The sequence below is a fragment of the Micromonospora musae genome (assembly GCF_003626545.1).
Lineage (GTDB): Bacteria > Actinomycetota > Actinomycetes > Mycobacteriales > Micromonosporaceae > Micromonospora > Micromonospora musae.
The window spans coordinates 735,824-753,633 of sequence record NZ_RAZS01000001.1 but is presented as its reverse complement, the minus strand read 5'-3'; the positions used below and the strand labels follow the sequence as shown (position 1 = coordinate 753,633).

Annotated in this window: 17 protein-coding genes; 10 read left to right on the top strand and 7 right to left on the bottom strand. The window is 72.5% G+C overall.

Annotation, left to right across the window (positions count from 1 at the left end):
• Positions 1-91 precede the first annotated feature (91 nt).
• Positions 92-505 carry a carboxymuconolactone decarboxylase family protein gene (locus D7147_RS03530; RefSeq protein ID WP_233562888.1) on the top strand — a complete coding sequence of 138 codons (414 nt, stop codon included), beginning with the start codon at positions 92-94 and terminating at the stop codon, positions 503-505.
• A gap of 35 nt (positions 506-540) precedes the next feature.
• Here the strand turns inward: D7147_RS03530 and D7147_RS03525 are convergent, their stop codons facing one another.
• Entirely contained in the window at positions 541-1,359 is an 819-nt protein-coding gene (locus tag D7147_RS03525; RefSeq protein ID WP_120673757.1) for an alpha/beta fold hydrolase, read from the bottom strand.
• Between the two features lie 161 nt (positions 1,360-1,520).
• Between D7147_RS03525 and D7147_RS03520 the strand changes: the two genes are divergently transcribed.
• Genes D7147_RS03520 through D7147_RS03510 form a run of 3 tightly spaced genes read left to right on the top strand, consistent with a single transcriptional unit; the run spans position 1,521 to position 4,542 of the window.
• The gene (locus tag D7147_RS03520; RefSeq protein WP_120673756.1) at positions 1,521-2,981 is read left to right on the top strand and encodes a menaquinone biosynthesis decarboxylase; all 1,461 of its coding nucleotides are present in this window, start codon (positions 1,521-1,523) and stop codon (positions 2,979-2,981) included.
• Positions 2,981-3,892: a menaquinone biosynthesis prenyltransferase MqnP gene (mqnP, locus tag D7147_RS03515; RefSeq protein ID WP_120673755.1), complete on the top strand. Its 912-nt coding sequence runs from the start codon at positions 2,981-2,983 to the stop codon at positions 3,890-3,892. The genes D7147_RS03520 and mqnP overlap by 1 nt, the downstream gene beginning before the upstream one ends.
• A gap of 5 nt (positions 3,893-3,897) precedes the next feature.
• The gene (locus D7147_RS03510; protein ID WP_120673989.1) at positions 3,898-4,542 is read left to right on the top strand and encodes a UbiX family flavin prenyltransferase; all 645 of its coding nucleotides are present in this window, start codon (positions 3,898-3,900) and stop codon (positions 4,540-4,542) included.
• An 81-nt stretch (positions 4,543-4,623) separates the two neighbouring features.
• Here D7147_RS03510 and D7147_RS03505 read toward each other — a convergent pair whose 3' ends face one another.
• A complete protein-coding gene (locus D7147_RS03505) occupies positions 4,624-4,890 on the bottom strand; it encodes a BldC family transcriptional regulator (protein WP_120673754.1) in 267 nt (88 codons plus the stop codon).
• Between the two features lie 268 nt (positions 4,891-5,158).
• Between D7147_RS03505 and D7147_RS03500 the strand changes: the two genes are divergently transcribed.
• Complete coding sequence (locus tag D7147_RS03500; RefSeq protein WP_120673753.1) at positions 5,159-5,617, top strand: Lrp/AsnC family transcriptional regulator; 459 nt, start codon at positions 5,159-5,161, stop codon at positions 5,615-5,617.
• Between the two features lie 88 nt (positions 5,618-5,705).
• On the opposite strand, the gene D7147_RS03495 is transcribed toward D7147_RS03500, so the two are convergent.
• From D7147_RS03495 to D7147_RS03480, 4 genes are all read right to left on the bottom strand, one after another.
• The gene (locus D7147_RS03495; protein ID WP_233562887.1) at positions 5,706-6,335 is read right to left on the bottom strand and encodes a putative glycolipid-binding domain-containing protein; all 630 of its coding nucleotides are present in this window, start codon (positions 6,333-6,335) and stop codon (positions 5,706-5,708) included.
• A 127-nt stretch (positions 6,336-6,462) separates the two neighbouring features.
• Positions 6,463-8,181 carry a DEAD/DEAH box helicase gene (locus tag D7147_RS03490; protein ID WP_120673752.1) on the bottom strand — a complete coding sequence of 573 codons (1,719 nt, stop codon included), beginning with the start codon at positions 8,179-8,181 and terminating at the stop codon, positions 6,463-6,465.
• Between the two features lie 259 nt (positions 8,182-8,440).
• On the bottom strand, positions 8,441-9,685 hold the full coding sequence (locus D7147_RS32850; RefSeq protein WP_158609265.1) for a hypothetical protein: 1,245 nt from the start codon (positions 9,683-9,685) through the stop codon (positions 8,441-8,443).
• Between the two features lie 162 nt (positions 9,686-9,847).
• Positions 9,848-11,395: a C40 family peptidase gene (locus tag D7147_RS03480; protein ID WP_120673987.1), complete on the bottom strand. Its 1,548-nt coding sequence runs from the start codon at positions 11,393-11,395 to the stop codon at positions 9,848-9,850.
• Positions 11,396-11,726: 331 nt separating this feature from the next.
• On the opposite strand from D7147_RS03480, the gene mqnE reads away from it, so the two are divergent.
• The 4 genes from mqnE (at position 11,727) to D7147_RS03460 (ending at position 14,253) form a co-directional block, all read left to right on the top strand.
• Positions 11,727-12,896, top strand: coding sequence for an aminofutalosine synthase MqnE (mqnE, locus tag D7147_RS03475; protein WP_120673751.1), 1,170 nt, complete (start codon positions 11,727-11,729; stop codon positions 12,894-12,896).
• A gap of 24 nt (positions 12,897-12,920) precedes the next feature.
• Positions 12,921-13,343: a hypothetical protein gene (locus D7147_RS03470; RefSeq protein WP_120673750.1), complete on the top strand. Its 423-nt coding sequence runs from the start codon at positions 12,921-12,923 to the stop codon at positions 13,341-13,343.
• 64 nt (positions 13,344-13,407) lie between these two features.
• Positions 13,408-13,692, top strand: a complete 285-nt coding sequence (locus tag D7147_RS03465; RefSeq protein WP_120673986.1) for a DUF4229 domain-containing protein — start codon at positions 13,408-13,410, stop codon at positions 13,690-13,692.
• 78 nt (positions 13,693-13,770) lie between these two features.
• Positions 13,771-14,253, top strand: coding sequence for a hypothetical protein (locus D7147_RS03460; protein WP_120673749.1), 483 nt, complete (start codon positions 13,771-13,773; stop codon positions 14,251-14,253).
• 54 nt (positions 14,254-14,307) lie between these two features.
• Here D7147_RS03460 and D7147_RS03455 read toward each other — a convergent pair whose 3' ends face one another.
• Entirely contained in the window at positions 14,308-15,669 is a 1,362-nt protein-coding gene (locus tag D7147_RS03455) for a C39 family peptidase (protein WP_120673748.1), read from the bottom strand.
• A gap of 212 nt (positions 15,670-15,881) precedes the next feature.
• Between D7147_RS03455 and D7147_RS03450 the strand changes: the two genes are divergently transcribed.
• Positions 15,882-17,756, top strand: coding sequence for a M14 family zinc carboxypeptidase (locus D7147_RS03450; protein ID WP_120673747.1), 1,875 nt, complete (start codon positions 15,882-15,884; stop codon positions 17,754-17,756).
• Positions 17,757-17,810 lie beyond the last annotated feature (54 nt).

The following is a 17,810-nucleotide window of genomic DNA, read 5'->3' as shown; positions in this document are numbered from 1 at the left end:
CGCCGCGCCTGCTGAGCAGCTCGTCGATCCGTAGGGGGTCGGTCCGCGCGGGGCTGGGTCGGTCCGCGCGGGGCTTGATCGACTCGACTTCATGGAAGTCGTGGCATCACGGTGGGCGGGACACCCCGACTTCAAGGAACCCGAGTCGATCATCGACCGCCGAGGCCGACTCGCCATGCACACCGCCACCCTGACCCGGCACCGCGCCGCCCCCGAGTTGATCGCCGCGCTGCGCGCCGGCACCGCCCTGCCCGGCGACCGGCTCGAGGCCCTGCGGCGCTTCACGCTCGCCGCGCTCGACCGGCGGGGCGGCGTCCCGGAGGAGGAGCTGACCGCCTTCCTGGCCGCCGGCTACCTGCCTCGCAACGCCCTGGACGTGGTGCTCGGCGTCGGGACGTACACCATCTCGACCTTCGCCAACCGGCTCGTCGACGCGCCGCTCGACCCGCCGCTGGCCGCGTACGCCTGGACGCCGGCCGATCCCGTACCAACGGCCTCGGCCTAGGCCTCGACGGAGTCGAGGGCCGCTGAGCGGGCCGGTCAGCCGGCTTCGGTCGCCACCCGGTCGAGCCACTCGCTCATCAGGGCGTCGAAGAGCGCGGGCTGCTCGATCTGGAGGTTGTGACCCGCGACGTCGAGCGCCGCGAACGTCGCCCGTGGGTAGTGCGGCAGCAGCGCGAACTGGTCGAGGTAGCCCGTGGCGTGGTCCTGCCGCCCGGTGAGGATCAGGCTCGGGCGGGTGAACGGCGCGCCGCCCTCCGGGTCCTCGGTGAGCGTCCACCGCTGCCGGATGCGGGCCATCGCCGTGGTGTCCGCGACGTCGAGACCGGCCAGGACCTCCTCACGGAACCGGCGCAGCGTCTCCGGGGTCTGCACGACCGCCAGGTCCGCGAACTCGCCCGCCGTCCGGGCGTCGGTCGCCGCGAGCAGGTCGGGGTCGGGCCGCAGCACCGTGGGCTGCGGCACCCGGCGCTCCTCCTTCTCCACGGCCGTGCCGACGGGGCAGATCAGCGCCAGCCCCAGCACCTGCCTCGGCCGAGACCGGGTCAGGGCGCGGGCGAGGTAACCGCCGTAGGACTCACCGACGAGCAGGAAGGGTGTGTCGCCGAGGAGGTCGTCCACAAGGTCCTGGAGGGTGGCGAGCACGTCGTCCGAGCCGGCGATCTCCGGCGGAGCCGGTGACTTGCCCATGCCGGGCAGGTCCGGATACAGGCGGCGATAGCCGGGGCGGGCGGCGAAGACCGGTTCGAGGCAGCCGAGCATCAGCCGGTGGTCGGGCGTCCAGCCGTGCAGCGCCAGCACCGGGACACCCGCGCCTCGCTCGACGACGTTCAGCGAGACGGACGTGCGACGCGGCATCGTGACTCTCCTTCGCTCGGCTACGGGGCACCGTATGGTGCCGGGGCGCACCGACATGATCACCCCCTTCGGCGCTGTGATGTGGGGGAGCCCACACCGGGGCGGCGACATCACCGACCCGGTGGCGGCGGTCGGAGCGCCGGTGCGGGAGACTGGCGGGCATGGCGGCTCGTGGCTTCCCGTACACCGACCTCAAGGACTTCCTCGCGGCGCTGGAGCGCGCGGGCGAACTACGGCGGGTGAGCGTCCCGGTCGACCCGACCCTGGAGATCAGCGAGGTCGTCACCCGGACGGTACGTGAGGGCGGGCCGGCGCTGCTCTTCGAACGCCCGACGCGCGGTGAGATGCCGGTGGCGATCAACCTCTTCGGCACCGAGAAGCGGATGGCGATGGCGCTGGGCGTCGAGTCGCTCGACGAGGTCGGCGCCCGCATCGGCGAGCTGATCAGGCCGGAGCTGCCGGTCGGCTGGTCGGGCATCCGCGAAGGGCTCGGCAAGGTCATGCAGCTCAAGTCGCTGCCGCCGCGCAAGGTGAAGACCGCGCCGTGCCAGCAGGTGGTCTACCGCGGCGACGACGTCGACCTGAACCGGCTCCCCGGCCTCCAGGTCTGGCCCGACGACGGCGGGATCTTCCACAACTTCGGGTTGACCCACACGAAGCACCCGGAGACCGGCAAGCGCAACCTGGGCCTCTACCGGCTCCAGCAGCACTCGCGCAACACGCTCGGCATGCACTGGCAGATCCACAAGGACTCCACCGCGCACCACGCGGTCGCGGAGCGGCTCGGCCAGCGCCTGCCCGTCGCGGTCGCGATCGGCTGTGACCCGGTGGTGTCGTACGCAGCCTCGGCGCCGCTGCCCAGCGACATCGACGAGTACCTGTTCGCCGGCTTCCTGAGCGGCGAGCGGGTCGAGATGGTCGACTGCCTCACCGTCCCGCTCCAGGTGCCGGCGAACGCGCAGGTGGTGCTGGAGGGCTACCTGGAGCCCGGCGAGCGGCTGCCGGAGGGCCCGTTCGGCGACCACACCGGTTTCTACACCCCGGTCGAGCCGTTCCCCGTGCTGCACATCGAGGCGATGACCATGCAGCGCGACCCGGTCTACCACTCGATCGTCACCTCGAAGCCGCCCCAGGAGGACCACGGCCTGGGCAAGGCCACCGAGCGGATCTTCCAGCCGCTGCTCAAGCTGCTGATCCCGGACATCGTCGACTACGACCTGCCGGCCGCCGGCGTCTTCCACAACTGCGCGATCGTGTCGATCCGCAAGCGCTACCCGAAGCACGCGCAGAAGGTGATGAACGCGATCTGGGGAGCGCACCTGATGTCGCTGACCAAGCTGATCGTGATCGTCGACGAGGACTGCGACGTGCACGACTACAACGAGGTGGCGTTCCGCGCCTTCGGCAATGTCGACTACGCTCGCGACCTGCTGCTCACCGAGGGCCCGGTGGACCACCTCGACCACTCGTCGTACCAGCAGTTCTGGGGCGGCAAGGCGGGCGTCGACGCGACGCGGAAACTGCCCGAGGAGGGCTACAGCCGGGGCTGGCCGGAGGAGATGCGGATGTCGCCCGAGGTGGTCTCCCTGGTCGACAAGCGCTGGAAGGAGTACGGGATCTGATGGCGGTTCTCGACGCGCCGGTGGAACGCCCGGGTCGGGTCAAGTCGTTCCTGCGCCTGGTCACCATCGAACACTCGGTCTTCGCGCTGCCCTTCGGGTACCTCTCCGCGCTCACCGCCATGCAGGTGAACGGCGGGCGGGTGCGCTGGCTCGACCTGCTGCTGATCACCGTCGCGATGGTCGGGGCGCGGACGTTCGCGATGGCCGCCAACCGGATCCTCGACCGGCGCATCGACGGGCGGAACCCGCGTACGGCCCGGCGGGAGCTGGTCACCGGTGCGGTGAGCGTACGGACGGCCTGGACCGGCGCCGCGGTCGCGCTCGTGGTCTTCCTGGCCGCCGCGGCGCTGCTCAACCCGCTCTGCCTGGCGCTCGCCCCGCTCGCGGTGGTGCCGCTGGTCGTCTACCCGTACGGCAAGCGGTTCACCAACTGGCCGCACGCCATCCTGGGGATCGCCCAGGCGGTCGGGCCGGTCGGTGCCTGGCTCGCCGTCACCGGCACCTTCGCCGGCTCCGGGCCGGCCTGGCTGCTCGGCGCGGCAGTCGGCCTCTGGATCGGCGGCTTCGACCTGATCTACGCCTGCCAGGACATCGAGATCGACCGGCAGATCGGGGTGCACAGCGTCCCCGCCCGGTACGGCGCACGCTTCGCGCTGCACGCCTCGACCGTCGCGCACGTGGTGACGTTCGCGCTCTTCCTGTGGTTCGGTGCGCTCGTCGGCTTCGGTTGGCTCTGGTGGATCGGCCTGGCGCTGACCGCGGTCGCCTTCGCGTACCAGCACGTGGTGGTCAGCCCGACCGACCTCAGCAAGGTCAACCGGGCGTTCTTCACGGCGAACGGGTTCGTCGGTATCGCGCTCTTCGTCTTCGCCCTGCTCGACCTGGTGGTCCGGCTCGGCCTGCGGCCGTGACCGGGGTGCGGCGCGACGGCGTACGCGAGCCCTGGGTTGTCGGTGTCTCCGGCGCGTCCGGGACGCCCTACGCGGCCGCCGTCATCTCCGGGCTGCTCGACGCGGGTGAGCCGGTCGACCTGATCGTGTCCCGGGCCGCCCGGCTCACGCTGCTCGACGAGACCGGGCGACCGTTCCGCGACGCGCACTGGGTCGACGACCTCGCCGGCTGGCTCGGCCGGGACCTCGGCGACGCCGACGTGCGGCACTGGCCCGCGGGGGACCTGGCGGCCGGGCCGAGCAGTGGCTCGTACCGGGTGCGCGGGATGGCGGTGGTGCCGGCGAGCACCGCGGCGTGCGCGGGCATCGCGATCGGCCTGTCGAAGGATCTGCTGCAACGGTCGGCGGAGGTGAACCTCAAGGAACGCCGTCCGGTGGTGGTGGTGCCCCGGGAGACCCCGGTGACCCGTAGCCACCTCGAGCACCTGATCTCGTTGCACGACGCCGGTGCGGTGGTGCTGCCCGCCAGCCCTGGCTTCTACGGGGCCGGGGCGTCCGCCTCGGCGCAGCAGCTCGTCGACTTCATCGCGGGAAAGGTGCTGGACGCCCTGGGCGTGCCGCACACGCTGTTCCGCCGCTGGTCGGGTGAGCTCGGCGCGGCCCGGGACTGACGTCGCCGGCCACCGGGCCGCGGGTGGTACGCGAACCGGGCACCGTCGGGCCCCGGCTCACGTTGTGACCTCGCACCAAACTCAGTACATGCCGGCGTTCGCCGGACCGGGACCGGTCGCGGCAGCCGGGCCGGTGTTGCGTGGCTTGCCCGCCTCGTCGGTCTCCTCCAGCATGCCCTCCCCTTCAAGCAGGGCCCGCACCTCGGATTCCCGAAACCGGCGATGCCCGCCTGGAGTCCGGATGCTGCCGATCCGGCCCGCCGCCGCCCATCTCGTCACAGTTTTCGGGTCTACCCGAAACAGCGCGGCGACCTCACCCGGTGTCAGCAGGCGATCTCCAGTGTCCACAGCCCCCTCCTCGCGTCGACGAAGCCCCCGGCTGAACACACTGCCCCCGGCTGGTGCGAGCCCAGAGCCGTCATGAGGGACGTATGGCAATTACAGCACCAGCGACCTGGCCTGTCCGCCAAACGCGAAAAACGCACTGAGTGGGAAGTTAGTCAATGGTACCGGCGATGCGCTCCTTTGACCCTGCGTACGTGAACTGTTACCTACTGTCATGTCCAACGGATGCCGAAGTCCTCGCGTTACGCCCGACGAGCTAGGGTCACCTTCCGTGGACGCGATCGACCTCAACCTCGTGGACCTGCTGCGCACCAACGCCCGGCTCTCGTACGCCGAACTCGCGCGCCAGGTCGGCCTCTCCGCGCCGGCCGTACACGAGCGGGTCGGCAAGCTGGAGACCAGCGGTGTGTTGCGGGGCTACCGGGCCGACGTCGAGCCGGAGGCGGTCGGGCTGGGCGTGACCGCGCTCATCGGCATCGTGGAGGACTCCGGCGCCGACACGGACGACGTGCTGGCGGCGTTCCGGAAGATGCCCGAGATCGAGTCCTGCTACTTCATGGCCGGCGTCGAGTCGTTCCTGCTCAAGGCGCGGGTCGGCACCATCGCCGAGCTGGAGCAGCTGATCGTGCGGCTGAACCGGACACCCGGCGTGGCCTCCACCCGGACCGGCATCGCGCTCTCCACGAAGTGGGAGAACCGCCCCCGGCCGGTCAGCCCGCCCGCCGCCTGACCCCGCCCCGCCCGAACCCGTCTCGCCTGACCCCGCCCAGCGGGAACCGCCGGGGACGCCGGCCCCGCCGGGGAGCGCCGCGCCCGCCTCAGCGCGGGTCGATCCGTTCGGCGAGCCCCGGGTAACGCAGCACGTACCCCTCGCCGTCGAGCTCCACCTCGGCGCTGTAGGTGTCGCTCGCGAACCGGACCCGTCCCGGCCCGAGCGAGGTGTAGACCTGCTCGGCGGCGACCACCATCAGGCTCGGCACCAGCACCCAGGCGACCGTGATCCGGTGCGACCGGTCGGCGGGTGCGCCGGCCAGCCCGAGCCGGTGCACCGGCAGCGCGTTGAAGAGCGGGGAGCCGCCGAGGTCGACGTCGAGCGCGTCGGCCAGCCGGTCCGGGTCGTCGGTGCCGGGCAGCCCGGCCGGGGCGTACCCGGCCGCCGCCAGCGCCCCGTCCAGGTCACCCTGCTCGGCGGTGGTCACGCGCCACCTGTCGGCCGCCCGTTCCAGCCGTACGCTGCGCAGCCAGCCGGTGCCCTCCACCTCGACCTCGACCCGGGTGGTGGCCCACGCCGGATCGGTGCTGACCTGGTAGCGGCCGGTCCACGGGACGGGGTCGACGGCGAGCATCGTGCCCCTGGCCGCCAGCCCCTGACCGTCGTCGAAGAGGGCGTGCTCGGCCCCGGCTGTGTCCGTCCGGGTCCAGAAGAGCGACTTCGGCATGCTCGGCATGAGCCGACGTTACGCGACCGGACCGTCACCGGCAGCGCATGCGCGAACGCCGCCGCGGAGCGGAAACTCCACGGCGGCGTTCGGGTGCGTCGATGCCGGCGGTGAATCCCGTCCGGCTCGACGACGTTCAGTGGGTGCGGGCCGGTGCCCGGTCGCCGTAGCCACGGTCGTCACGACCCCGGCCCTCCGTCCGGAAAGCACCCCGGCGCTCACCCCGGGCGTCACCGGCGCGGTCGGCGTACCGGCGCTCGCCGTACGGGCGGTCGCCCTGTGGCCGGTCGCCGAAGCGCCGCTCGTCGCGCTCGCCCTGCGGCCGGTCGCCGTGACGCCGCTCGCCGTACCCGCGGTCGCCCTGCGGCCGGTCACCGTAGCGCCGCTCGTCGCGAGGCCCGTCCGTCGTGCGGTACCCCGCCCGGTCGTCGGAGCGGCGCTCACCGCGCGGGCGGTCGCCGTAGCGCCGCTCACCGCCGCGCTCGCCGAAGCGGCGCTCCGGACGGTCACCGAAGCGGCGCTGGCCACCGGAGCGAGCACCCGGACGGCGCGGCTCCTCCGGCTCCTCGCGCACCGGTACCCCGCTCGGCTCCCGCGCGCCCGTCAGCTCGGCGAGCGTGGCGTCACCGGCCCGGACCCGGGTCTCCGCCGGCTCGACGCCGGCCTTCTCCAGCATCGCGAGGGTGGTCCGGCGCTGCTTCGGCAGCACCAGCGTGGCGACCGCGCCGGACTCACCCGCGCGGGCGGTGCGGCCCGCCCGGTGCAGGTAGTCCTTCGGGTCCTTCGGCGGGTCGACGTGCAGCACCAGGGAGACCCCGTCGACGTGGATGCCGCGGGCGGCCACGTCGGTCGCGACCAGCACGTTCGTCCGACCCTCGCGGAACTCGGCGAGGGTGCGCGTACGCATCCGCTGGGTCTTGCCGCCGTGCAGGCCACCGGCGCGTACGCCCACGGCGGCGAGCTGGCCGACCAGCCGGTCCACCCCGAGCTGGGTACGGGCGAAGACCATGGTCCGGCCCTTGCGGGCGGCGATCGACGCCACCACCGGGAACTTGTCCTGCGGCGGGATGAGCAGCACGTGGTGGTCCATGGTGGAGACCGCGGCGGTCGGCGGGGCGGTGGAGTGGGTGACCGGGTCGGTCATGAACCGCTTGACCAGCGTGTCCACGTCGCCGTCGAGGGTGGCCGAGAAGAGCAGCCGCTGTCCGCCCGCCGGAGTCTTCGCGAGCAGCTCGGTGACCTCGGGCAGGAAGCCCATGTCGGCCATCTGGTCGGCCTCGTCGAGCACGGTGGTCTCGACGTCGTCGAGCCGGCAGACCCCCCGCTCGATCAGGTCGCCGAGCCGGCCCGGGGTGGCGACGATGATCTCCACCCCGCGACGCAGCGCGTCGATCTGCCGGTCGTACGGCACACCGCCGACAGCGGTCTTGAGGAAGACGCCGACCGCCTTGCCCAGGGGCAGCAGGGCGTCGTTGACCTGCATGGCCAGTTCCCGGGTCGGAACCAGGACGAGGGCGCGCGGGTGCAGCGGCCGGGCCCGGTCCCCGGCGGCGACCCGGGCGAGCAGCGGCAGGCCGAAGGCGAGGGTCTTGCCGGAGCCGGTCTGCCCACGGCCGAGCACGTCCCGGCCGGCGAGCGCGTCCGGGACGGTGGCGCGTTGGATCTCGAACGGGGTGGTGATGCCCTGCCGGGCGAGCGCGCGGACCAGCGGCTGAGGCAGACCGAGCGCGGCGAAGTCCGGCACGGCGGTGGCCGGGGCGGTCTGCTCCGCGGTCTCCTCGCGGCTGGGCTGGTCGTCGACGGGTGGGGCGGTGAAAGCGGACGGAAACGTGCTGGGATCAGCAAACGTGGACAAGAAGTGCCTTTCGAGCGGGGCGCATCTTCGCGATGGCCCGCCGCAGCTCTACGCCGCGCGAATCGCCCGCAAGACCGCCCATGGGGTGCGCAGTGCGCGCACCGGGTGAATGAACCCAACAAGTGTACGGCGACCACGGCGAGTCGCCACCCGTGCGGAAACCGCAGTGGGCGGACTCACCGTCCGGCCGCCCCGGCCCGGGCTCATCGATCAGGGGTTCGGCGCACGCCCGTCGCGCACCGGCGGAGAGCCGGGGCGGTCAGCTGTTGAGCACGTTGCCGATGAGACCGTCGACCGCGTCGCCGGCGACCAGTACGACCAGCACGCTGATCAGCACGAGCAGGCCGAGGGCGGTGGCGAGCACCACCACCACGCGGGTGTTGCGGGACCGTTCGGTCGGGGTCTCCGCCCAGCCCTGGGCCAGGATGTGCCCGGTCAACGAGCCCGAGTTCTCGACCGCGTTGTTCGGCAGCGCGACCGTGGTGAAGCCGGCGCCCTCGGTGGCGTTGCCGCCGTAGACCGTGCCGGCCAGGTCCGGCCCGCCGTCGTACCGCCCGGCGTGGGTCGTGCCCGTACCGCCGCTTCCCGGGGCGCGGCCGGTGCGACTGCCCGAGCCGGGCTGCGCCGGAGCCGGTGTGGCGGACGTCGTCGGCCACGCGGTCGACGGGGGCGGGGGGAACGGCGGTGCCGGCGTGGGGCCGGGTGGCGGCGGTGGCGGAGGGACGGGCGGCCCCGGCGGCGGGGCGGGCGGTCCCGGCACAGGTGGCACCGGTCCGGGCGGCACCGGTCCGGGCGGCGGCCCGGGGCGCGGCCCCGGGGGGTAGGGGCCCGGCGTCGGCGGGGCCGGCGTCGGCACCGGCGGGTTGGGTGACGGCGGGGTCGGCCCGGGCAGCGGAGGGGTGGGCGCGGGTGCCGGCTCCGGTTCCGGGATCGGTGGCTTCGGCGGCTGTGCGGGCTGGGGCGGCTGCGCCGGCGCGGGTGGCTCCGGCTCGACCGGTCCGGACCGGTACACCGCCGCTGCGCCGGAGCGGGCCCCGCCGGCGGCCTGCGCCTCCGACGCCGTCACCCGGCCGGTCGCGGGCACGGCGGCACTGGCTCGGGCGGCCGCCGACTCGTCGGTCGTGGCCCGCACGGTCGGTACGGCGGCGCTGGCCCGGGCGGCCGGCGCCGCCTCGGCGGTGGCCCGGGTCGGCTCCGGGACGGTGGCGTCGGCCCGGGCGGTCTCGCCCGAGCTGTCCCGCTGGCTTGGCAGCTCCCCGGCCGGGCCGGAGGGGGTCGCCGTCGGCGTGGCGGAGCTCGTCGCCCGGTAGGTCGTGCCGGGGCCCGGGTTCGCCACCGGCGTCCCGCCCGAGGTCGGCGCGGCGGCACCGGCGACGCTGGCCCGCGCCCGAACCGGGCTCGCCGCAGGAGCGGAGTCGCGCTGCTCACCCGGCGGGCTGCCGGCCCGGTCGACGGGCGCTGTCTCGGGCTCCGCCACCTCCGCCGGATCGTTCTGCTCGGCCATCTCCGCCCCTCCGCCCCCACGCCTGCGCACCGCACCCGGCCGGGACCGGGTTTCTGGGTGTCACGGTGCCACATCACACCCGGGTGGGACACCCGGAGTCCGGGCTTGCGGTTCAGAGACTGTCGAGAAACCCTGCTCGCCCCGGGGTTTCCCGACAGTCTCTCAGCCGATGCTGCTCGGGCTCTTCGAACCGCTCGCGGACGGGCTGCCGCTCGTCTCCGAGCTGCGGCTGGGTGAGGGGGAGTTCGAGGCCGAGGAGCTCGGCGTCGGACTGGTGGACGGTGTGGTATCCGGCGTCTCGCTCGGGCTCGGGTCCGTGGAGGGCGTCGGGCTCGTCGTGGGCGAACCGGTGGGCGTCGGCGTCGTGGACCCGGTCGGCGTCGGCGAGCCGGTCGGCTTGGGTGAGCCGGTGGGCTTTGGCGAACCGGTGGGCTTCGGCGTGGTCGACGGGGTGGGCGTCGGCGTCGTCGGCGGCCGGGGGGTCGTCGGGGGAGTCGGCACAGCGCCGATCACCCGGGTCGCCGCGTAGAGCCGGGACCAGGAGACCGTGGAGATCTTGACGACGTCGCCGGTGGTCGGCGCCTGCACCATCTTGCCGTTGCCGATGTACATCGCGACGTGGTGGATCGTCGTCCAGCTGCTGCCGGAGGCGAAGAAGAGCAGGTCGCCCGGGAGCAGCGCGTTGCGCGACACAGTGCGGCCGCGGGTCGCGTAGTACTGGTCGCGGGAGACGCGGGGCAGGTCGAAGTAGTCGGCGCCCTTCGACCGGTACGCCGCCCACATCAGACCCGAGCAGTCGAACCGGTCCGGTCCCTCCGCGGCCCAGACGTACGGGTCGCCGAGCTGGGCGAGCGCGTAGCGCACGGCGGCCAGGGCGCGCGGGTGGGCGGTCAGCCCGTTGGCGCTCTGGCCGTCCAGGTACTGGGCGCCGAGCTGCTGCTCGCTCGCCTCCTGCTGGCGTTCGAGCTGGAGGAGCTGCGCCTCGTTGTTCTTGCGCAGCGTGAGGAGCTTCGTCTCGGCGGTGCGCAGGGCCGTCTCGCCGGTGCTGAACTCCGTGGCCACGCCGCGCAGCTGCGCCTCGGCCGTCGTGTAGGCCTGGTAGGCCGCCTGCTCGGCGGCCTGCGCCCGGGCCAGCTCACCGGTCGCCGCGGTGGTCGAGCCCTCGACCTTCTCGCCGCGGGTGATCCGCTGGAGCCGGCTCAGCCCGTCGAGCTCCTCGGCGAACTCGGCGGACGGCAGCGCCGCGGCGGCCTTGAACGCGTCGGCGGCCGCCTGGTCGGCGGTCACCTGCGCCTGGGCCAGTGCGTCGCGGGCGAGCTTCAGCTCCCGGTCGGCGGTGGTGAGCTGCGTCTGCGCTTCGGTGCGTTTCTGTCGTACTTGGAGCAGGTTCTCGCCGAGCGTGCCGACCTGGGTCTCGGCGGCGTAGATCTGACTGGCCAACGGGCCGTTGCCGAGGTTGCCGCCCGGTACGCCGGTCGTCGGGGGAGTCGTGCCGGACGTGCCCGGAGGCAGTTGAAGGGTGCCGGTGACGGTGGGGCGGGCCCCGGAGTCCGGCACGGCGGCGGGCGGTGCGGGGTCGGCGTAGACCGGGGTGGCCAGCACCGCGGCGGCTATCGCGCCCAGTAGCGCGGCCCAGAGCCGTGGCCGCAGTACCGGCGAGACCACCGGGCTCCGTCGCCGTCGCCGTCGCCCATGCCCGCTGTCGACCATGCCGCTCCCCATCTGCCGTGCAGTCACCGCGCCGGGGTAGGCGCGGCCGTGGGGACGCTACCAGTGGACCCTGGGCGGCCGTGGCCGCGCGTTGTCCACGCCCCGGAGCCTCCTCCCGCGGCCACGATGGACCGATCGGGGTGAGCAAGGGTGCGGTGTGTCCCTCCCCACCCTGTCTTACCTCAGTCGGCGCAGCCTTGTCGATGTGTGGTCGGGTTACGGATGGCTGAGAATGCGGTTAACCGGTCGTCCTGCTCGTGACCGTGCCGGCGGAGTCGTCGGCCGCCCGACGTACGCTCGATCGGGATCGCGGGTGTGGAAGGGACGTGCCATGGACGCCGGACTCAAGCGTGAGCTCGAGGCGAAGGTCTACGCCGGGGAGCGGCTGACCCGGGAGGACGGGATCGCGCTCTACGAGAGCGACGACCTCGTCTGGCTCGGGCGGCTGGCACACCACCGGCGTACGGAGCTCAACGGCGAGCGGGTGATGTTCAACGTCAACCGGCACCTGAACCTGACCAACGTCTGCTCCGCGTCGTGCGCGTACTGCTCGTTCCAGCGCAAGCCGGGCGAGAAGGACGCCTACACGATGCGTATCGACGAGGCGGTCCGCAAGGCGAAGGAGATGGAGGACGAGCAGCTCACCGAGCTGCACATCGTCAACGGCCTGCACCCGACGCTGCCGTGGCGCTACTACCCGAAGGTGCTGCGCGAGCTGAAGGCGGCGCTGCCGAACGTCAAGCTCAAGTGCTTCACCGCGACCGAGGTGCAGTGGTTCGAGAAGATCAGCGGGTTGAGCGCCGACGCGATCCTCGACGAGCTGATGGACGCCGGCCTGGAGTCGCTGACCGGTGGTGGTGCGGAGATCTTCGACTGGGAGGTCCGGCAGCACATCGTCGACCACGAGTGTCACTGGGAGGACTGGTCCCGGATCCACGCGCTGGCCCACCGCAAGGGCATGAAGACGCCGGCCACGATGCTCTACGGCCACATCGAGGAGCCGCGACACCGGGTCGACCACGTACTGCGGCTGCGGGAGCTCCAGGACGAGACCGGGGGCTTCGCGGTCTTCATTCCGCTGCGCTACCAGCACGACTTCGTCGACTCGGCGGACGGCAAGATCCGTAACCGCATCCAGGCGCGTACGACGATGGCCTCGCCGGCCGAGTCGCTGAAGACGTTCGCGGTCTCCCGGCTGCTCTTCGACAACGTGCCGCACGTCAAGTGCTTCTGGGTGATGCACGGCCTCTCGGTAGCCCAGCTCTCCCTGAACTTCGGCGTGGACGACCTGGACGGGTCGGTCGTCGAATACAAGATCACGCACGACGCGGACTCGTACGGCACCCCGAACACCATGCACCGGGAGGATCTGCTCAACCTGATCTGGGAGGCGGGTTTCCGCCCCGTCGAACGGGACACCCGGTACAACGTGGTACGCGAGTACGACCCCGCGCCGACGCTGGCGGAGCGCCGTGCCGAGCCGCAGCAGGTGTGGGCCTGAGCGGCCACGTACTCTCGTAGGGCGATGACGGAGCAGCAGAGCAGTTTTCCTCGGCGGGACGCCGACGGGCGGATACGTTTCCTCGGCGATCTGCTTGGGATCAGCCTGGCCGGCTGGGTGATCGGGGTGCTCACCCTGGTGCTCTTCGACTGGGCGTTCGCCACGTTCGGGGCGGGTGGCTTCGGGCGGGCCAACGGGTGGCTGTCGATCATCCTTCCGGTCTGGCTCTTCTGGGAGGACTTCCGCGCCTGGGAGTTCGGCGCGGCCCGGGTGGTGGCGGGAGTCTTCGCCGCCGCCGTCGGGGTGGTCGTCGGGCTGCTGGTGGCCGGTCTGGCCGCGGGCCTGCCGGGGCTGCTCTCCGGCGCGCTGGCGGCGGCCGCCTTCACCGTGGTGTACGCCGTGGTGTGGTTCACCGGCGTCCGCTGGCTGGCCCGTCGGACGGGCTGAACCGCCCCCCGCGGGCTGAGGCGTTCGCCGGACCGACCGGCGGAGCGAGAACGGAGTGGTGCAGGTGAGCGCGGCGGTCAAGTACACGCTGGGGCGGCTCGGGTTGTTCGTCGTCGTGCTGGCGGCCCTCTGGCTGGTCGACATCAACGTCTTCCTGAAGCTGATGCTGGCGTTGGTCTTCTCCGCGGCGCTCTCGTTCTTCCTGCTCAAGGGCTGGCGGGACGAGATGGCCGAGGAGATGGCCGGCGCGTCGCAGCGTCGCCGGGCGGAGAAGGAGCGCCTGCGCTCCGCGCTGGCGGGCGAGGACGAGCCGAACGAGGGCGAGCGGCAGGAGGGCCAGCCTCGGTAGCGGGGCTGCTCGTGTCGGGCGGGGCCGGCGGAAAAACGGGTCATCGCGACCGGGACCGCCCCGCTAGGGTCTGCCGCCGTGGGAATTTCCAGCAAGATCAGTGACTGGCGGGCCAAGTTCTTCCTCTGGGTCGGCCTCCCGATCATCGCCGTCATCGGGTTCGTGGCGGGCACCGGTGACCTCGTGCCGGCGTGGCAGGCGCACGGCGGTGGGGGCACCTCCGGCAGTTTCACCGCGGAGCGCCAGGAGTGCTCCCGGCGTAGCTGCACCTGGTACGGCGACTTCACGACCGACGCGGGCGCGACGCGCACCGACGTGATCCTCTACGACGCGCCGGACGGGCTCTCGGCAGGTGAGACCGCTCCGGCCCGGGACACGGGCGCGGGGGACGGCGTCTTCTCCACCAGCGGCGGCTCCACCTGGCTGCTCGTCACCGGGCTCACCCTCGCCGGGCTGGTGGCCGCGGTGGCCTGGGTGATCGTCATCCTGCGGGAGGTCCGTCGGCGCCGCGAGCGGAGGGCGACGGACGAGGCCTTCCTCGCCGCCACCGGGCTGAACTGAACGTAACGGTGAGCCCGGCACGGTCGACTGCGACCGCGCCGGGCTCGCTCGTTCTCACCAGTTGGTCGAGCCGGGCACCCGTGGCCAGGGCTTGTTGACCGGCTTGATCAGGTACGCGACGCCGCCGGAGCCGCCGGAGACGCCGCCGCTCGCGTTGATCCGCTTGGTGCGCAGCCAGATCTGCTCGAACTGCTCCCGCTGGTAGACGTTGCGCACCACGTCGTTGCTCGACGAGGCGGGGTCGTTGACGATCACGTCCCCGTCCGCGGTGAAGCCGACCACCACGAAGAGGTGACCGGAGGTGCCGTAGTTCGCCCCGTCCAGCTCGCTGGCGAGGAAGGACTGGCTGGTCACGACCGGGATGCCGGCGGCGATGAAGCGCTCCACCTCGTCCAGGGAGTGCAGTCGGGTGACCCGACCCTCCAGGCCCGGGAAGCTGGCGGCGTACGCGGTGTTGAACGGCCAGTTGCCCGCGCCGTCGTACGCGTAGTCGTAGGTCATCCGGGCCGCGTGGTTGACCGTCGGATCCGGGTAGGTCGGGTCCACCCAGGCGGTGTCCGCCGCGGAGGGCTGCCGTCCCCAGTACTCGACCACCATCTCGGTCGAGGTGGGGGAGCACCAGGCCTCGCCGCCGCCGTCGTACTCGGGGTAGTGCCCGGAGTGCACGTTCTGCGAGTAGCGGGGCACCGGCAGCTCGACGCCCCAGGCGATGTGCCCGGCGCTCGGCGTGACGGTGAACCGGTCCGGCACGTTCGAGCTCATCGCGCCGAGCATGTGCACCACCGGTGCGGCGGCCTGCCCGGGCGCCCGGTAGAGGGTCAGCCGCAGCTGGTACGAGCGCAGCAGCACCCCGGCGGAGGCGTCGTCGATGCTGAACGTGTCGGTCCAGATCGTCGACCACGGGTCGCCCTGGCTGTTGACCGTGGTCCGCTTGACGTCCGCGTCCCCGGAGGCCCACCGGCCCATCACGTACCACGGCGTCTTGTCGCCGGTGTTGTACCTGCCCTGGAGCTCGACCTGGACCCAGGTGCCGGCCGGGGTCTTCGCGTTCCAGGAGGCGACCAGCTCGGTCGCGTCGAAGCCGACCGCGGTGACCGGGGAGGTCCAGGTGCCGTACTCCCAGCTGCGGGTGACCCCGGTGTGCGGATCGGTGTATTCGGTGGTGCCGGCGGGTCGGGCCAGGGTCAGGCCGGGGCGGGGACCGGGTACCGCCCGGGTGCCGGAGTGGCTGCCCCGCCGCCAGTCGGGGTAGCGGGACCAGTCGTGGAAGGTGACCTGTTCGTCGTGGTTGACCGGCCGGGTGGCCTGGTGGGCCGCCGCGGCGGGGGTGGCCGCGTACGCCGGTACGGCGGTGCCGAGGAGGGTGAGCGCGGTGACGCCGGCGAGGGCGGCCACGCTCAGACGTGATCTGGCCATGGGTGCTCCGCGGGGGTGTGGTCGGGCATCGTCGCCGGTCAGTGTCCCGCTTGCAGGGAAGTTTCGCCATATCTGGATGGATGGAAAATCATTGCCGGGATGATGATCCGCTTGGCATGGAAGAGGCAGTGATTCATATTGATATGACCATGTGACGGGTGGTGGAGTGTGCTCCACCGAGCGGGATCTCCCGCCCTCCGAGGAGGTTGTCCATGGCCTTCCGTACCTCCCTCCCCCTCCGTCGCGCCCTGGCGCTCGCCGTCGCCTCCGGCCTGGCGTTCGTCACCGTCACCACCGGCCCGGCCGCCGCCCGACCGGGCACCGGACCCGGCGGATCGGCCGCCGCCGAGTACCGGGTGCTCGGCCCCCGTACGCTCGCCGACCGCAACGCGGTGGCCCGCACCGGCGCGGCGATCGACTACAGCGAGCACGGCGTGCTGCACGTCTCGGCCACGCCGGCCGAGGCCGCGGCGATCGGCCGCCTCGGCTTCCGGCTGGAAGCGGTCCCCGCACCACCGTCCACCCCGCACACCCACGGCGACGTCGGCACCCTCGCCTTCCCGCCCGCCGACTCGAACTACCACGACTACGCCGAGCTGACCGCGGTGGTGAACCAGGTCGTGGCGAGCCACCCGACGATCGCCCGCAAGCTCAGCATCGGCAGCTCCTACGAGGGCCGCGACCTGATGGCCGTGAAGATCTCCGACAACGTCGCCACCGACGAGAACGAGCCGGAGCTCCTCTTCAACGCCCAGCAGCACGCCCGCGAGCACCTGACCGTGGAGATGGCGATCTACCTGCTGAACCTCTTCACCGACGGGTACGGCAGCGACTCCCGGATCACCAACCTCGTCAACGGGCGGGAGATCTGGATCGTGCCGACGGTCAACCCGGACGGCAGCGAGTACGACATCGCCACCGGGTCCTACCGGTCCTGGCGGAAGAACCGGCAGCCGAACAGCGGCTCGTCGGCGATCGGCACCGACCTGAACCGGAACTGGTCCTACCAGTGGGGCTGCTGCGGCGGCTCGTCGGGCTCGACCTCGTCGGAGACCTACCGGGGCCCGTCGGCGTTCTCCGCGCCGGAGACCCAGGCGCTGCGGAACTTCGTCAACAGCCGGGTGGTCGGCGGTGTGCAGCAGATCAAGGCCAACATCGACTTCCACACCTACTCGCAGCTCGTGCTCTGGCCGTTCGGCTACACGACCGCCAACACGCCCAGCGGGATGACGGCCGACCAGTACAACACCTTCGCCACCATCGGCCAGCAGATGGCCGCCACCAACGGCTACACGCCGGAGCAGTCCAGCGACCTCTACATCGCCGACGGCACCAGCATCGACTGGATGTGGGCGGCGCACGGCATCTGGGCCTACACCTTCGAGATGTACCCGGGCTCGGCCGGTGGCGGCGGCTTCTACCCGCCCGACGAGGTGATCCCGGCGCAGACCTCCCGCAACCGGGAGGCGGTGCTGATGCTCAGCGAGTACGCCGACTGCCCGTACCGGGCGATCGGCAAGCAGACCCAGTACTGCGGTGGCGGTGGCGGCACCACTGTCTGGTCGGACACCTTCGAGACCGCCACCGGCTGGACGGTGAACCCGAACGGCACGGACACCGCGACCCTCGGGGCCTGGGAGCGGGGCGCCGCCCAGGCGACCACGTCCAGCGGCGCCAAGCAGCTCACCCCGTACGCGGGCGGCAACGACCTGGTCACCGGCCGGCTGGCCGGCGCCGGGGCCGGTGACTACGACCTCGACGGCGGGGTGACCAGCGCCCAGTCGCCGGCGGTGACGCTGCCCGCCGGCGGCACACTCACCCTCTCGCTCGCCTGGTACCTGGCGCACGGCTCGAACTCCTCGTCGGCCGACTACCTCCGGGTCAGCGTGGTGCACGGCGGCGGCACCACCACCCTGCTGAACCAGGCCGGGGCGGCGACCAACCGCAACGGCTCCTGGGCGGTGGCGAACCTGAACCTCACCCCGTACGCGGGCCAGAGCGTACGGATCCTGGTCCAGGCGGCGGACGCCTCGGGCGCGAGCCTGGTCGAGGCGGCTGTGGACAACGTCACCATCACCGCCTCCTGAATCGGTGGGGCCCCGTCCCGCCCCCGACGGGGCCCCACCCTGCCCGCCACGGAT

Coding starts and splice junctions, on each gene's coding strand:
- D7147_RS03530 (WP_233562888.1), top strand. CDS start 92: ATGGAAGTCGTGGCATCACGGTGGGCGGGACACCCCGACTTCAAGGAA.
- D7147_RS03525 (WP_120673757.1), bottom strand. CDS start 1,359: ATGCCGCGTCGCACGTCCGTCTCGCTGAACGTCGTCGAGCGAGGCGCG.
- D7147_RS03520 (WP_120673756.1), top strand. CDS start 1,521: ATGGCGGCTCGTGGCTTCCCGTACACCGACCTCAAGGACTTCCTCGCG.
- mqnP (WP_120673755.1), top strand. CDS start 2,981: ATGGCGGTTCTCGACGCGCCGGTGGAACGCCCGGGTCGGGTCAAGTCG.
- D7147_RS03495 (WP_233562887.1), bottom strand. CDS start 6,335: ATGCCGAGCATGCCGAAGTCGCTCTTCTGGACCCGGACGGACACAGCC.
- D7147_RS32850 (WP_158609265.1), bottom strand. CDS start 9,685: ATGGCCGAGCAGAACGATCCGGCGGAGGTGGCGGAGCCCGAGACAGCG.
- D7147_RS03480 (WP_120673987.1), bottom strand. CDS start 11,395: ATGGTCGACAGCGGGCATGGGCGACGGCGACGGCGACGGAGCCCGGTG.
- mqnE (WP_120673751.1), top strand. CDS start 11,727: ATGGACGCCGGACTCAAGCGTGAGCTCGAGGCGAAGGTCTACGCCGGG.
- D7147_RS03470 (WP_120673750.1), top strand. CDS start 12,921: ATGACGGAGCAGCAGAGCAGTTTTCCTCGGCGGGACGCCGACGGGCGG.
- D7147_RS03455 (WP_120673748.1), bottom strand. CDS start 15,669: ATGGCCAGATCACGTCTGAGCGTGGCCGCCCTCGCCGGCGTCACCGCG.
- D7147_RS03450 (WP_120673747.1), top strand. CDS start 15,882: ATGGCCTTCCGTACCTCCCTCCCCCTCCGTCGCGCCCTGGCGCTCGCC.